The sequence below is a fragment of the Streptomyces sp. NPDC058291 genome (assembly GCF_042880855.1).
Classification (GTDB): Bacteria; Actinomycetota; Actinomycetes; order Streptomycetales; family Streptomycetaceae; genus Streptomyces.
Map to the genome: position 1 here is coordinate 40,746 of NZ_JBHVYK010000021.1, position 14,202 is coordinate 54,947.

A 14,202-nucleotide genomic window follows, 5' to 3' on the forward strand; every position below is an offset into this window, starting at 1 on the left:
AATTCCCGTCACTGGTAGGGGACGACCTGATCTGGACCCAGTATTTTCGATCAAGGTCCGGACCGGGATACCGCCAACCACCTGCTTGAAGGTGGGGTTACCCCCCCCGCCGGCCGGGTGCGCTACGGGGGTTCAAAGACAGGATCTGAACGAGGAGCGAGGTGGTGAACCGCTCCGGGTCTGATGGAGGCTCGATTCCCTGAGAGGATCGAGTCGTGGCACGTCCGTCCCCCTGCCCTCCTGAGCTTCGTGAGCGTGCGGTGCGCATGGCCGCGGCGATCCGCCCCAACTACCCGACGGAGTGGGCCGCGATGAAGGCGGTCGCCGCAAAGGTGGGCATCGGTGCTGCTGAGACGGTGCGGACCTGGCTCCGCAAGGCCGAAGTCGATGCCGGCCAGCGTCCGGGCGTGACCTCGGACGAGGCTGCAGAGTTCAAGCGCCTGAAGGCGGAGAACGCCGAACTCCGGGCTCGGTGTTCACCGTCCTCAAGCATTACGGAGGGATCGCTCCCGCACCCCGCACAGCGCGCGCCGAAGCTCGACCATGGGCGAGCGGGAAGAGATCTCACGTGGGCTTTGTGCCGGCGCGTCCTACCGGGCCGTCGTCGACCGCCTGGATCGTGCGGCGTCGACGATCGCGATCGGCGCTGCGCGCCCCTTGAGGTAGCGCGGCGGGATGTGTCAGTGTCATCTCGGCGTTCCATCGGTGCACCGCCCGGGATGCCCGACTACACACCTGACCCCCCCACAGCTGAATGTGAGCGCTCACTATCTCGTGAGTGATCGCCTTCTTCTTCAGGAGTGCTCAATGTGACCTGAGGACCAACCCTGCCCCGGTTCTGTCATCCGCCCCACCCGTCGGGAAGTGCAGGGATCCCGCGTGGACGACCGGCCCACTTCTGGGGGGTCCGCCACCGTCGGGCCCCGATCACCATCCGCCCTGGTCGGGCGTCATGGCGTCGCTCAGGGAAGTCCCTCGGGTGATTTGTCGAGCAGGGAATGGGCTCAAGTGGAGCTGCTTGGCGGAGGGCCCGGTGTGGTGCGGCAGCCAACGGCGGATCTGGCGACAGTGTGACGGTGGAAAGCGATGCTGCACTGTTAGCGCTAACAGAACCGTGGAGGAAGAGATCCCATGGCACGAATACGGTACCTGCGGTTCCGCCTGTTCGGCCTGCTCCTGGCGGTCGTCGCGGCTGTCGGTGTGGGCCTGTCCGCCGCGCCCCAGGCCGCCGCGGCCTCGTTGACCCAGGTCACGAACTTCGGCGCCAACCCGACCAATCTGCAGATGTACGTGTACGTGCCGAACAGCGTCAAGGCGAACCCGCCGATCCTGCTCGCGCTGCACGGCTGCCAGGGCTCCGGGCCCTACCTTTACTCCAGCACCGACTTCGGGTCGCTGGCGGACAAGAACGGGTTCATCGTCATCTACCCCTCGTCCAACCCGAGCGGCAGTTGTTGGGACGTCTCGTCCGACCAGGCACTCAGGCGTAACGGCGGCAGTGACCCGGTCGGGCTGATGTCGATGATCACCTACACCGAGCAGCACTACGGCGGGAACCCCAACGCCGTGTACGTCACCGGCGAGTCGTCGGGCGGGATGATGACCAACGTCATGCTCGCGGACTACCCGGACGTGTTCAAGGCGGGCGCCGCGTTCATGGGCGTGCCCTACCACTGCTTCTACACGGGTACTGTGCGCGGCTGGAACGGGCCCTGCGCTGGGGGTCAGGTCTCCATGACCCCGCAGCAGTGGGGCGACCTGGCGCGCAACGCCGATCCCGGCTACACCGGGCCGCGTCCCCGCGTGCAGTTGTGGCACGGCACCGCCGACACCACCCTGAACTACAACAACCTCGGTGAAGAGACCAAGCAGTGGGCGAACGTGCTCGGGGTGAGTCAGACCCCGTCGTCGAGGGACACCCCGGTCACCAACTGGAACCGGGCCCGGTACAACAACAGCTCCGGCAGCACGCAGGTCGAGACGTACAGCATGGTGGGTGCCGGGCACCAGCTGCCGATCCAGGGCACGCAGATGGCCGCCTACGCCATCCACTTCATGGGCCTGGACGGCAGCGGCTCGACCGGTGGCAACACCGTCGCCGTCACCAACCCGGGCGACCAGACCGCCGTGTCCGGCACCGCGATCCGCGCGCTCCAGATCAGCGCCACCGACTCGGCAGCCGGCCAGACCCTCACCTACAGCGTCACGGGCCTGCCCCCCGGCCTGTCGATCTCCGCCGGCGGCCTGATCTCCGGCACGCCCAGCAGCGGCGGCACGTTCAGCGTGGTCGTGAGCGCCACCGACACCACCGGCGCCACCGGCAGCACCCGTTTCACCTGGACCGTCAGCGGCATCACCACCGCCACCACGGGACCGCTCCACGCCGTGGGCGCGGGCAAGTGCCTGGACGACCCGAACTCGACGACGACCTTCGGCACCCAGCAGCAGATATACAGCTGCAACGGCCGGCCCAACCAGACCTGGACGCACACCTCGGCGAACGAGCTGACGGTCACGGTCGGGGGCACCACCCTCTGCCTGGACGCCAGCGGCAAGGGCACCACCAACGGCACCCAGGTGATCGTCTATTCCTGCAGCGGCCAGCCGAACCAGCAGTGGAACGTCAACCCCAACGGCACGATCACCGGCGTCCAGTCCGGCCTGTGCCTGGACGTGAGCGGGGCCTCCACCGCCAACGCAACCCCGGTGCAGCTCTGGTCGTGCAGCGGCGCCAGCAACCAGCAGTGGACCCTCGGATAGTCGGCCTCCGAGGCGAACCCCTCAGGTCCGGAACAGCTGTTGCTGTTCCGGACCTGAGGGCCGTGTGATCCGGCCGGGTGTGAGGCCGGTTGTGAGCGTCCGTCTCCGGAAGACGGAGCGGGCCGTCTCTCCGGGGCCGCGGCGTTGTCAGCCCCACCAGCCGTCGCCGGTGTGCCGGCGTCGCACCCATTCCAGGGAGCCGGACGCCCGGGGCATGGGACAGGGGTGGGGGCCGACATCGGTGACGAGCCGGACCCTGCCGCGTTCAGGGCGGTCACGACCAGGATCCAGTAAGAGGTCTTTTTCTTTGGCTGACGGGGCGGAGCGAGGTCGCAGGCGGGTCTTCGCGAGGCGCCGGTACTGGCAAAGGGGCGACGGCTGGCCTTTCAAAATCACTCAGAGCAGCTGACCCAGTGCATTCTCGTCCTTGTGGCCAGGGCACGGAGACCTCATGGTGTCAATCGTGAACTATGGCCGTTTCAGCAAGCGCCGGTCCATCAAGCGCGAGATAAGGGAACTACAGGTGCGCTTCGACGCGGGCGACCACCGCGTGGCGTACCGGCTGGGGGAGTTGCTGGCAAAGCTGGGCCGCGGCGATGAGTTGCGTGCCCGGGCCGATGCGGGCGACAGGCATGCGGCCGAGCATCTGGCGCGTCTGCTGGCAGCGCAGGACCGGATCGATGAACTGCGCGATCTTGCCGAAACCAGCAGCTCACCCATCGTGGCCCAGTTGCTGTACGCCACGCTGGCAGGGCTGGGCGCTCTCGATGAACTACAGGCCCGCGCCGAGGGCGGAAACCTGGACGCCGCGAAGAAGTTGGTAGTTGCGCTGGTCGACGGGGGACGTTTCGACGATGCCGTCGCGGCGCAGGCCAGTTTCGGTACGGCCGACACATCTCCCAGCGACGCGGATTCACTTACCGTCCTGCTCGTCACGTTGCTGATCGACCACGGCCGTGTGGACGAGGCTCTCGACGTCCAACGGGCCCGTGCCGACGCCGACGACAGTTACGGCGCCGACAGGCTGGCTCACCTGCTGATGGAACACGGCCGTCTCGACGAGCTGCGGACGCGTGCCGATACCGGCGACAGTAGCGGGGGGCGGGAGGCGGCCTGTGATGCCCTGGCCCGCATGCTGGCGAAGCAGGACCGTGTGGAGGAGTTGCGGACCCGAGCCGACGCGGGCGACAGCTACGCCCGCAACAACCTGATCTTCTGGCTGAGGGAGAAGCACAGTAGGGGAGACTTGCGGGCCCTTGTTGACGACGGTGACACGTACGCCGCCGTCGCTCTGGCCCGTGAGCTGGAGCATCCGCGCAGTGAGCGCGAGTTGTCCGCGTTCATCGATCTGCTGGCCGAGCGGGGCAGTGTCGACCAGTTGCGCGCGCTCGTCGGTGAAAGCTCCACTCTCGCCGTTTACAGACTGACCCATCTGTTTACCGACCAGGGCCGTATCGACGACGCCATCGCCATATGGGGCGACCGCACCGAGGCGCAGCCCAACGACTGGCATGCTCCTTACCGGCTGGCCCAGATGCTTGCCGAGCATGGCCGGATCGACCGACTGCGGGCGCTCGCCGACTCCGACGACGCCTATGCCGTTTTGAGGCTGGCCGACCTCCTGGCCGGGCAGGGACAGGTGGAGGAGGCCATCACCCTCCTCCAGGCCCACCCCCACAGCCCCGACAGACTCGTCAAGCTACTCCTCGACGAGGGTCGCATCGACGATGCCGTCGCTGTCCGACGGGCTGCCGCCCGAGTTCCCGGTGCGCGGGAATCAAGTGACCAGCAGATGGCTCGCCTGCTGGCGGAGCTGGGCCGTTTCGATGAGCTGCGCGCGGCACAGGACAACGACCTGCACGGGGACTTCCGGCTGGCTCACCTCCTCGTCCAGCTGGGTCGTGTCGAGGAGTTGCGCTTCTTCCCCGACACCGCGGGCGTTGACGAAGCGCACCGAGAGGTCCAGGACGCTCCCCCCGTCGAGTGACGCGACCCGGCAGTTGGCCTGCTTGCCCAGCGCACCGCAGGACTGGTGGGCGACGCCGACGGACACCGTCCGTCCTTGGGGAACGACACGCCGTCGACCGCCCAGGCGTCCGGGCCGACCGGCGGCACCAGCCGCTCAGCGATCCGCCGGCGCACCGACACCGGATTCCAGGTGGACTGGTTCACGAACTGCTGCAGGTTCTGCTCGTTGCGCGGCTGGATCGTGCCGTCGTGTGGTCTGCAGGGCCCACTGGGCGAGTGGCACGATGAGATGAGCTGGAACGGCCACCGCCGCATCGCCCGGCCCGAAGTTGTTGAGCTGTGCGAGGTCTTGGGACTCGGTGACGGGCGTGCCCTAAACGATGATCTCTCCGGTCCCTCGTCGGGCTAGGGCGAGGAATTCGCTGCGGGAGCGGGCGTCGGATCGCAGGATCGGCGATACCGTCCGTCGGCCGGTCACCGCGTCGTCCGCGTTCGTCGCCGAATTGCTCGGTGACCTTCGACGGCAGGGCTGCACCGGCGCTCCGCGTCATCTCGGGTTCGACGAGGTCGACCGCGAGATCCTCAGCTACCTTCCCGGCTGGGTGCCCGCCCGCTTCCAGCGCTGGACAGACCCTCAGGTGGCTGCCGCCGACTCCCTGCTCCGCGCCTTTCACGACCCCACCCGCGCGAGCCGCCTGGCCGGTCGGCATCCCGTCGTCTGCCACCACGACCCGGGGCCGAACAACACGGTCTTCGCAGACGACGTCCCGGTGGCCTTCATCGACTTCGAGCGCCCCCGGTGATCCCTTGGAAGACCTCGACTACATGGCGTGGACCTGGTGCATTTCCTCCAAGCCCGACGCTCCAGGCGCCGCCGACCAGGCCGAACAGGTACGCATCCTCGCAGGCGCGTACGGACTCGACGACGCCTTCCGCTCACGTCTCATCGATGCCGCGCTCGACCGCCAGATGCGCAATGCCCGGTGGTGGCGCCACCACCTCATGCACCCGTCTCCGCACGTCGCTGACGATCACGAGATCGCCGAGCGCATCCGGTGGTCCGAAAGGGAGCACGCCTACACCTTGGCCAACCGCAGGACTTTCAACGCAGTCCTGGACTGACGATCCGACCCTCGTCTCAGAGCGTGCGGCGGCCGAACTCCTCACCTACGTGGCGGCCACCTGACAGAGGCAGGACCTTCAGCTGCGCCGGCACGACCAGGCCGTCGCCCGCGCGCTGACCCGGCCCGCGTTGCCGGCCGCTGCCGCGACGAGGAGGGAGCTCTCGGCCGTGAGCCGGTTGACGGCCTCTTCCACAAGGGCTTCCGGGGGTGCTCCGGAGCGGTCACCATGGAGGTCTGTCGGCAACCCGGGGGGTGGGGGATGAGCGAGGGTGCGGACGTTTCGGACGGGCAAGCGGAGCAGGACGGACCCGCTTGGTGGCTGGCGCTGGCCTGCCTGGTCGGGTTGTTTCTGGCCTACGTCATGCTGACGAACTTCACCGGAGAGCTGCGGGCGGCGCTGTGGGGCGAGCCCGGGACCGTGACCGAAGTCCGCTGCCGCACGTACGACAACGCCGTGGCCAACGCGGGAACATCGACGTCGTGCTCGGGCACTTTCACCTCAGACGACGGCAACGCGTCCTTTGACGTCACCGTCGAGGGCGACGTCCGCTCGCAGCCGGTCCGTGCACGGTGGGTGGACGGCACGTCCGGCACCGCTTACGTGTCACCGACGCTGTGGTCGGGGGTGCTCCCGGTGGGGCTCTCCCTCCTCCTGGCCGGTGTCCCGGCGGCGTTGACGCTGGAGCATCTGCGCCGCGTCCGCACACAGCGCCCGAGGCCGGCCCCACCCGCCCGGCCCGGTCCACGGTGGCCGGCACCGCGTGCGGACGACCCGGGGATCTCGGACTTCTGATCACACCGCCCCTGCGGTCGCGTCACAGTCCCCACATCGTCTGGCCCCTACGTCGTCTGACCCCTACGGCGACAGGCTCGCCGAAGGTGAACTGGGCTGCCGCATGGCCGCCACCACGGCGTCGTCCACCGACCCGAACTCACGCTTCTTGCTAACCGCACGCTGGTCCGCGCGCCCGACGACCCCGCGGCCGGGTAGCGGCGCCGGTAGTTGGCGACCGTGAGGAGGAGGTGGTTGCGGAGCCGGTGGATGAGACGGCTTTTCACGCCCGGTTTGTAGCAGCACAGGGCGGCGACCGAGGTCCTGCGTCGGGACCGGCCTGTCACCCGGGTGACGGGGGTGTGTCCGCGTCGGCCCCAGGTGCGTCGGTCAACTACCGGCTCGGCGCGCGAGGCGGCGTCATGGAGAATCCGGACTCGTCCTCGAAGACGATCCAGGCCCCGTGGGCCGCCGCGAGGCTTCTACCCTCGGCCACGCAGGGCCTCCATGCCGTCCTCGCGCCAGGCACGGCGCCAGCTTTCCACCGACCGCACACTCACCTGCAGGTCCTTCGCGATCACCGCGGTCTTCTCGCCCGCCGCGAACCTCTCACCCGGCCCGCAGCCGCATCCACCCCGAAAAGTCCGACGCTCAGCGGTCAGGCCCCCGCCCTCCGGATAACGCACACCACCGGCATACCGCAGAGATCATGAACCGTCACCACCCGACGACAAGACGAAAACCTCAGTAGTTGTACACACCCGCAGAAGCCGTAGCAGCTCCGGCGAGCCGCCGACGACCACCGGATGTCCGACCTCGGTGAGCATGGGCAGGTCGGTGACGTGGTCGCCGTAGCCGTAGCAGTCGGCGACGGCCACCTGCGGGTACCTGTCCAGCACGGCCCGTACGGCCTCCCGCTTGGCCGTTCCGATCATCGGCGGCCCCAGCAACTCCCCCGTGAACCGGCCACGGTGCGCCGCCGGCCGTGCGCAGACGACCTCGGCCGCGCCGATCGCCTCGGCGATCGGCTCCAGGACGGCCGGCAGGGAGCCGGAGACGAGAACCACCGCCGCGCCGTCGGCGAGATGGCAACGCAGTGCCGCCAGTGTCTCGGTGCGGAAGAAGCCGCCCTCCCGAGCGCGCTCGGCGAACCACCGTCGACCCCAGGCGGTCACCTCGCTCACCAACTCCCCCTGCCAGGCCCGGAAGTAGGCCCGGTTGAGCAGCTCCCGCGGCTCGCCTGCGGCGGCTCGGGCCGCCAGCTCCGCGCGCAGCGCGGTCGCGCCGGCGGCCGCGGTGGGGCCGTACCGCTGCTGCCGGTAGTAGACGAGGAAATCGAAGAGGCTCTTGCACGTGATCAGCGTCTCGTCGACGTCGCTGAAGACCAGGGTGTGCGGCCCCCGCAGGCCACGACCGGCAGCGCTCACCGGCCCAGCACCGCCTCGGCGTACTCGTGCGCGGCCGCTTCCAGGCGCAGCGCCCCGTGTGCCGCGCTCGTGTGCACATCGCGCCAGCAGCGCTGAAGTTCGCCGGCGGCATCGTGGGCCTGGGCGCCGCCGCTGCGGAAGAGCCGCTCCACCGCGGTGACCAGGAGGTCGACGACGAAGGCCACGTCGCGGCGGTTCTCCGCCACGGCGAGGGCGCCCTGCTCGGTGTCCGCCCGGTGCGCGGCCCGTTCCAGCAGCAGCCCCGCGGCGTCGATCTCGGCGGAGGAGCGGGCGAGCACCTCCCGTGCCGAGCTCCCCGGCCCCCCGAGCCGCTCGGCCGCCCGGGCCGTCCAGGCGCGCAGCGCGAGGCGGGCCGCGCCGAGCGCCGGCGCGGCGAGGATCACGGGGCCGCCGAGGTGGGCGGGGACCGTGTGACAACGGGCCCGCCCCGGGCCGGGGGTGCCGCGCAGCATCTCCGTCAGCGGGAAGGCGCGGTGGCGAGGGACCTCCAGTGGGGCCACCTTCACCGAGTGGCTGCCGGTGCCGCGCAGGCCGGTGCTGTTCCAGGTGTCGAGCACGGTCGCCGCCTCCGCGGGTACCGCGAGGACGAGAGGGCCGGTCCCGGGCTCGCCCTCGGGTTCGGGCACGGCCAGCAGCAGCCAGTCGGCCTCTGTCACGCCGCTGACGCACCGCCACTCACCCTGCAGCAGCCAGCCGTCGGGGGTGGGCACAGCCGCGCCGGAGGGGGGCACCACGGCTGCCGAGATGCGCACATCGGGCGACGTTGCCCACAGGTCCCGTCGCCCCTCGGGCGGCAGGTAGGCGGCGAACCGTCCGTGCGCGGCCCACAGCCCTGCGCACCAGGCGGTGGAGGCACACTGCTCGGCGAGTTCGGCGGTTCTCAGCAGCAGTTCGGTGAAGGTTCCCTCGTGGCCGCCCCAGGCTGCGGGGACGAAGTGCCGGGGAAAACCCGCTTCGGTCAGGGCCGACACGGTCTCCGGGTGCAGGCGGCGGCTCTCGTCGGCCTCGGCGGCGTGGTCGCGCACCGACCACGAGGAAGCGGGGGCGACGGGTGCGGTCGTGTTCACAGCTCGGCTCCTGGGATGGAGTGGATGGAGAGTGGACGGAGATCGGGGACCGACAGGACGCCCGACGGGTTTCAAAAATTCCTGCAAGAAGGTATTTTTACTGTTGATCGGGGGTGCCAGTCGGAGAAAGGGGCTACGTCATGCCCAAGCAGGAGCGTTCCCGCCGGACCTATGAGCTGGTGCTCGACGCTGCGGCCGCGGAATTCGTGCGTTTCGGCTACTCCGATGCCAGCCTGGGGCAGGTCGTCGAGCGGACCGGCCTGACGAAGGGCGCCCTCTACGGGCACTTCTCGTCGAAGCAGGACCTCGCCGCGGCGCTGCGGCGCCACCTGGAGGCGGTGGTCGAGGAGTTGCTCGGCGATATCGGCCAAAGACAGGGCCAGGGATTGGCCGAACTCGGGGAGTTCATCTGCTCCGTGGCCGAACGCATCTCGGCGGACGTGCGCCTGCAGGCCGCACTGCGCCTCGCCGACGAGGAGTTCCGGGCCGGCGGCAAGCCCTCGGTGCTGCTGGCGAGCGTCCAGGAGATGTCCCGCAAGCTGCTCCGGGAGACAGAGGCCGCAGGCCGGCTAGATGTCGCGCTGCCCCTCGATGCGTTCGCCGACCTGACGGTGGCCCTGCTGTTCGGCGCCTACCACGCGTCGGGCGAGCTCAGCGGGGAGGAACTCCCGCAGCGCGTACGGAACATGTGGAGTGTCCTGGCGAAGCTCGCCACCAAAGGGGCGGGATGAGGCCCCGGCGGTCAGGCGGCGTGGGAAAGGCCGTCCGGTTGGTCACTCCGGTCGCTCCAGGTCATGGCGACCGTGCTGACGACCGTGCCGCCCCGGGCGATGTCAGGAGCAGCCGGGAGGCCGCTCCGTGCGGCTGCTGCTCGCGGACGACCAGGTCGACGGGCCGATCGAGTTCGGCGAAGGCCAGGCGGACCGGTCAGAACCCGCGGTGCGCCGCCGTTCCCGGGCCGGTCCTCGGCGGTGAGCATGTGGCCTGGTCGGTGGGCGCCTTTCAGCTGGGCCGCCAGCGGCATGTGGTCGACAGGGTGGTCGAAGAGGATCGCGTGGTCGCGGCCGGCCCACATCCGCCGGCCGCGGGAGGAGCGTTCGAGGACGCTGTCGTTGGCGCGCAGCCGGCCCACCCGCCGGGCCGGCACCCGCTCGCTCAGCGGGTGCGCCGCTTCCTCCGGGGCGGTCACGGAGGGGGCACCGCGGTGGCGGAGCAACGGGTAGCGCCGCTCGTCCACGGCGGCGAAGCGGAGGCTGCCCCGGCCGAACTCGCGGCCCACGATGCCGAGGGCGACGTCCAGCCGTACCTCCGACCGCCGGGACCGCTCCTCCGAACGGTGCCAGGCGGCATCCAGGATGACGGGCGGCAGGGTGCGGCCGATGCGCGGCGCGGTGTGGTCGGTGACCTCGAAGGAGAGGCCGAAGCCGATGAAGCGGTGGCCGAGCGGGACGCCGTACCAGCGGTGCGCGAGGTTGAGCGAGGCCTGTCGCAGAGTTGCGGCCACCAGCAGCGGATCGCTGAAGCCGAGGCGGTCCGGGTGGTGGAGCGAGTGGTCGCGCGGCCACCGGGCGGCGACCGGGAAGCGGTCGTCCCCGACGGGCAGGGCATCGGTCACGAAGACCTCCGCCATGGCCGCCCGGTGGACGAGATGACGCGGAACGGGTTGCGGGAAGGTCAGTTCGGGCTTGAGAGTCGGCAGCGCAGCATGAATCTGCATGGTTCCCCCTATGGTGACAAGCGCGCAGGCTGACGAATCGGTGTTCGCTAGCAGGCGGTGCTGGCGAAAAAATATACCTCCCGGAAGGTATGATGCAAGGGGGATTCCAGGGACGGTCACATATGAGACTTTCCGCGCGAAGAGGACATGGAGGGCCAAGGTGGCGAGGGAATCGGAATCGCGCCCGGTGCGTACGCGCCGGGCCGCGACCAACGCCAAGGGCGAGCCGCTGAAGCAGGACCGCGCGGCCCGCACCAGGGAGAGCGTCCTGGAAGCCGCTGCGGAGGCCTTCGCCGCGAAGGGCTTTCCGGAGGTCACCGTCCTCGACGTCGCCGAACGAGCCGGCCTGACCAAGGGAGCGGTCTACTTCCACTTCGCCAACAAGGAGGCGCTCGCCGTCGCGGTCGCCCAGGAGTTCTACGGCCGGGTCGGCGAGGTGACGGAGGCTCTGCGCCGCGAGAACCGCACGCCGCTGGACCGGGCCATCGAGTTCGTGCGCCGCAACGCCGTGCTCTTCCGCGACGACCCGGTCATCCAGGCCGGGGCGCGGCTGCAGATCGAGCGTCGCTACATCGACTCCTCGCTGCCCACGCCCTACGTGGGGGCGCTCGAGGCGCTCACCGAGTTCCTCACCGGCGCCGAGGAGGAGGACCAGCTGAGCCCGGGTGCCGATCCCGAGGTGCTGGCCCGGGTGCTGCTGTCCGCGTTCTTCGGCGCACAGCACATGTCCTGGGTGCTCAACGACCGCAAGGATCTGGTGGAGCGGGCCGAGGAAACCCTGCAATGCCTCTTCCCCGGGCACCGCTCCTGACAACCTGAGCACTGCTCCTGGCCATGGGCCGCAGGTGCTCCGCGCGCACCCGCGGCGACCCCGACAGGGGACGGGCAGCGGACGGGCAGCGGCGATCCGGGCCCAGTTCTCGGTCGGCACCGCTCGGCCACCGTCCGCCGGCCGGCCCTCGTCCAAAAGGGTGGGAGGCGAGCCCCCGGTGCACCGCGAACAACATGGCGCACCACAGGCACGTCTCGCCTACCGGCACCGATGCGGTGGGCGGAGGGAGAAGACGTCTGCCGGTCCGGTGACGTCCCTCAAGCCGCCGCCTCACGGCGCGTCAGGCCCTGCGGCACCTGGTACGCGACGTGTGCGGAGACCAGGGTGGTGTCTCCCTGTACGGCGGTGACCTCCGCACTCCGCGGTCCGGCCGCCCGGCCGGGCCCGGGCCGCACGGTGATGCGCACCGGCGCGTCCAGCTCCCCGAACGTCTTGAAGACCGCGGCGACACGCGTGAGGGTGGGCCGTGACGGAGCGCCCAAGGCGGCCACGGCCTGTCGGAACGCCTCCAGGAGCACCATGCCCGGTACGTGGTCGCACGGGTGGTCGAAAAGCACCGGATGACCGAGGTTCATGTCCAGCCAGAACGCGCCGTGGGGACCCCCGGGGTCCCGGGCGAGCAGCACATGGTCGTCGTGCCCGTATCCCACCTGACGGGGGTCGAGCCGCCGGAGCCCCTCGGGGAGCACTTCGGCCGGCCGGGCTTGCGCCTGTTGCCTCGTGCGGTCGCGGGCCATCGCGTAGAGCCTGGAGTCCAGCATCTCCCAGTGCATGCGGACCCGGCCGATGCGGGCGCCGTCGACCGACGCCACGGCTTCGAGGGTCATGCCGAGGCGGCGCGGAGTCCTTGCCGTCCGCGTGCACGCGACGTCGAGGACGACAGGGACCGGACCCTCGTGGCCGGCCGTCGATCCACTGCCCTGCAGATCGAACTCGAGGGCGTTGAGGACGAACGGATGCCCCTGCGGTATGCCGTAGAAGCGGTGCGAGACATGGATGAGCGCCTGGCGGACCGTCTCCACCAGCAGCAGCGGATCGGTTCGGCTGCTGTTCCCGTCGTGATGGAGGAACCCGTCGCGGCGCCACAGGGCGGCCACCGTGAAACGGTCTTCCTCCGTCCGGCGGGCGTCGGTGAGGAAGACCTCCGACGCGGAGGCCTTGTGGACGGCGCCGGGCGGCAGTTGACGGCTGAACGAGAGTCTGCGGCCAGAGGCCGTCGGCGTTGTCCGTCGTGCCGGAAGGTACCTTGGCGGTGCGCTGATGGACATGCGAAAACCACTCCCCCTTGTGCGATGTCCCCAAGGCGCGGTCACCCCGCCGCATGGGGCAGGCCGGGTGACCGCTGATCACGACGAGAAAATATACCTCTGCGAAGGTATATTGCTAGGGGTTTCAAGCGACGAGCGAAGGAAGCGACAGTGAGCCAGAGGCAGGACAGCAACCAGGGGCCACTGTGGCTGGTGCCGGAGACGGCAGGCTCCTCCGTCACCCTCGGGCCGGAACCTCGGCAGGAGCGCGCGGTGCGCACCAGGGCGGAAATTCTGCACTGCGCGGCGCAGCTTTTCGCGGAGCGCGGCTACCAGCAGACGGGCATCAAGGACGTGGCGGAGAAGGTCGGGATGACCAAGGGGGCGGTCTACTTCCACTTCCCCAACAAGCAGTCCCTGGCCGTTGCCGTCGTGGAGGCGCTGTACGCCAACTGGCCTCTGGCACTGCAGGCGGTGAGGGCCAAGGGGCTCTCACCGCTGGACACGGTGATCGAGATGTTCAACGAGGCCACGGCGGCGTTCCTGAACGACCCGGTCATGCAGGCCGGCACCCGGCTGCAGAACGAGCGGGACGTCATCGACGTCGAGCTCCCGCTGCCCTACGTGGACTGGACGAACCTGATCTCGATGCTCCTGCGCGAAGCCCGGGAGCAGGGCCAGCTGGCGGAGCACGTGGACCCTGACGTGGCCGCCCGGGTGGCGGTCGCGGCGTTCTTCGGCGCCCAGCACATCTCCAACAACCTCCACGAGCGGGCCGACTTCGCCGAACGCTGGCGGGAGGTGCGGGACCTGCTGTTCCCCGCGCTGCGCGCCCGGCCGCGGCCTGCCTCCGACCAGCGCTGATCCTCCCTCCGGGCACCCGGCGCGCCGAGGGCGCGCCGGGCGCCCGCCCGCATACCTGCCGAGAGGCTCGCCCGCCTCGGCGCCGCAGCGCTGCGACCAGGTGAACCACCCGTGACTCGACGACTTTTGACGCAACACCAGGCCTCCTCTCAGAAAAATACCTTCCCAAAGGTATGCTTCGTGTGTCAGGATCGATCCAGGCGCTCGACAGGGGCCGGCCTGAGAGCCGCCCGAGGTCTGTGCAGAGGTGTGTGCCGATCCGCTTCGGCCCGTCTCGACGAGGACCCGTCTCAACGAGGAGACGGCGCGGCAGAGCGACCGAACAGGACCCCCTCGACGATTCGAATGTCCACCCATCCCGAGCCCTCCCGACCACGAACCGCCTGCAGCAATCCGCGCACCA

Annotated in this window: 14 protein-coding genes and 3 pseudogenes; 10 read left to right on the plus strand and 7 right to left on the minus strand. The window is 69.8% G+C overall.

What is annotated here, in order from left to right:
- Positions 1-215: 215 nt before the first annotated feature.
- From ACFVYK_RS13630 to ACFVYK_RS13645, 4 genes and pseudogenes are all read left to right on the plus strand, one after another.
- Positions 216-467, plus strand: a pseudogene (locus ACFVYK_RS13630) (IS3 family transposase); the annotation flags it as partial.
- 76 nt (positions 468-543) lie between these two features.
- Positions 544-666 (plus strand): helix-turn-helix domain-containing protein, encoded by a 123-nt coding sequence (locus tag ACFVYK_RS13635; RefSeq protein ID WP_389772678.1) that lies wholly within the window; start codon positions 544-546, stop codon positions 664-666.
- Positions 667-1,131: 465 nt separating this feature from the next.
- Positions 1,132-2,760 (plus strand): PHB depolymerase family esterase, encoded by a 1,629-nt coding sequence (locus tag ACFVYK_RS13640; protein WP_389772680.1) that lies wholly within the window; start codon positions 1,132-1,134, stop codon positions 2,758-2,760.
- A 451-nt stretch (positions 2,761-3,211) separates the two neighbouring features.
- Positions 3,212-4,747, plus strand: a complete 1,536-nt coding sequence (locus ACFVYK_RS13645; protein WP_389772683.1) for a hypothetical protein — start codon at positions 3,212-3,214, stop codon at positions 4,745-4,747.
- On the opposite strand, the pseudogene ACFVYK_RS13650 reads toward ACFVYK_RS13645, so the two are convergent.
- Positions 4,748-4,956, minus strand: a pseudogene (locus ACFVYK_RS13650) (transposase); the annotation flags it as partial.
- A 275-nt stretch (positions 4,957-5,231) separates the two neighbouring features.
- Between ACFVYK_RS13650 and ACFVYK_RS13655 the strand changes: the two are divergent.
- From ACFVYK_RS13655 to ACFVYK_RS13665, 3 genes are all read left to right on the plus strand, one after another.
- Positions 5,232-5,531: a phosphotransferase gene (locus tag ACFVYK_RS13655; RefSeq protein ID WP_389772685.1), complete on the plus strand. Its 300-nt coding sequence runs from the start codon at positions 5,232-5,234 to the stop codon at positions 5,529-5,531.
- Positions 5,532-5,535: 4 nt separating this feature from the next.
- Positions 5,536-5,850: a hypothetical protein gene (locus tag ACFVYK_RS13660; protein ID WP_389772687.1), complete on the plus strand. Its 315-nt coding sequence runs from the start codon at positions 5,536-5,538 to the stop codon at positions 5,848-5,850.
- A 261-nt stretch (positions 5,851-6,111) separates the two neighbouring features.
- Positions 6,112-6,645, plus strand: coding sequence for a hypothetical protein (locus ACFVYK_RS13665; RefSeq protein ID WP_389772690.1), 534 nt, complete (start codon positions 6,112-6,114; stop codon positions 6,643-6,645).
- Between the two features lie 236 nt (positions 6,646-6,881).
- On the opposite strand, the pseudogene ACFVYK_RS13670 reads toward ACFVYK_RS13665, so the two are convergent.
- The 4 genes and pseudogenes from ACFVYK_RS13670 to ACFVYK_RS13685 form a co-directional block, all read right to left on the minus strand.
- Positions 6,882-7,010 (minus strand): annotated as a pseudogene (locus tag ACFVYK_RS13670) (DDE endonuclease); the annotation flags it as partial.
- A 96-nt stretch (positions 7,011-7,106) separates the two neighbouring features.
- On the minus strand, positions 7,107-7,310 hold the full coding sequence (locus ACFVYK_RS13675) for a helix-turn-helix domain-containing protein (protein ID WP_389772693.1): 204 nt from the start codon (positions 7,308-7,310) through the stop codon (positions 7,107-7,109).
- 21 nt (positions 7,311-7,331) lie between these two features.
- Positions 7,332-8,051: an HAD-IB family hydrolase gene (locus ACFVYK_RS13680; protein WP_389772696.1), complete on the minus strand. Its 720-nt coding sequence runs from the start codon at positions 8,049-8,051 to the stop codon at positions 7,332-7,334.
- Positions 8,048-9,139 (minus strand): acyl-CoA dehydrogenase family protein, encoded by a 1,092-nt coding sequence (locus tag ACFVYK_RS13685; RefSeq protein WP_389772698.1) that lies wholly within the window; start codon positions 9,137-9,139, stop codon positions 8,048-8,050. Before ACFVYK_RS13685 ends, ACFVYK_RS13680 begins: the two co-directional genes overlap by 4 nt.
- 140 nt (positions 9,140-9,279) lie before the next feature.
- On the opposite strand from ACFVYK_RS13685, the gene ACFVYK_RS13690 reads away from it, so the two are divergent.
- A complete protein-coding gene (locus ACFVYK_RS13690) occupies positions 9,280-9,870 on the plus strand; it encodes a TetR family transcriptional regulator (RefSeq protein ID WP_389772701.1) in 591 nt (196 codons plus the stop codon).
- 11 nt (positions 9,871-9,881) lie between these two features.
- Here ACFVYK_RS13690 and ACFVYK_RS13695 read toward each other — a convergent pair whose 3' ends face one another.
- On the minus strand, positions 9,882-10,856 hold the full coding sequence (locus ACFVYK_RS13695; protein WP_389772704.1) for a ScbA/BarX family gamma-butyrolactone biosynthesis protein: 975 nt from the start codon (positions 10,854-10,856) through the stop codon (positions 9,882-9,884).
- 160 nt (positions 10,857-11,016) lie between these two features.
- Here ACFVYK_RS13695 and ACFVYK_RS13700 point away from each other — a divergent pair, with 160 nt between their 5' ends.
- Positions 11,017-11,667 (plus strand): ScbR family autoregulator-binding transcription factor, encoded by a 651-nt coding sequence (locus tag ACFVYK_RS13700; protein WP_389772707.1) that lies wholly within the window; start codon positions 11,017-11,019, stop codon positions 11,665-11,667.
- A 278-nt stretch (positions 11,668-11,945) separates the two neighbouring features.
- Here ACFVYK_RS13700 and ACFVYK_RS13705 read toward each other — a convergent pair whose 3' ends face one another.
- Positions 11,946-12,956, minus strand: coding sequence for a ScbA/BarX family gamma-butyrolactone biosynthesis protein (locus ACFVYK_RS13705; RefSeq protein WP_389772710.1), 1,011 nt, complete (start codon positions 12,954-12,956; stop codon positions 11,946-11,948).
- A gap of 150 nt (positions 12,957-13,106) precedes the next feature.
- Between ACFVYK_RS13705 and ACFVYK_RS13710 the strand changes: the two genes are divergently transcribed.
- Complete coding sequence (locus ACFVYK_RS13710) at positions 13,107-13,799, plus strand: ScbR family autoregulator-binding transcription factor (RefSeq protein ID WP_389772711.1); 693 nt, start codon at positions 13,107-13,109, stop codon at positions 13,797-13,799.
- Positions 13,800-14,202: the final 403 nt, after the last annotated feature.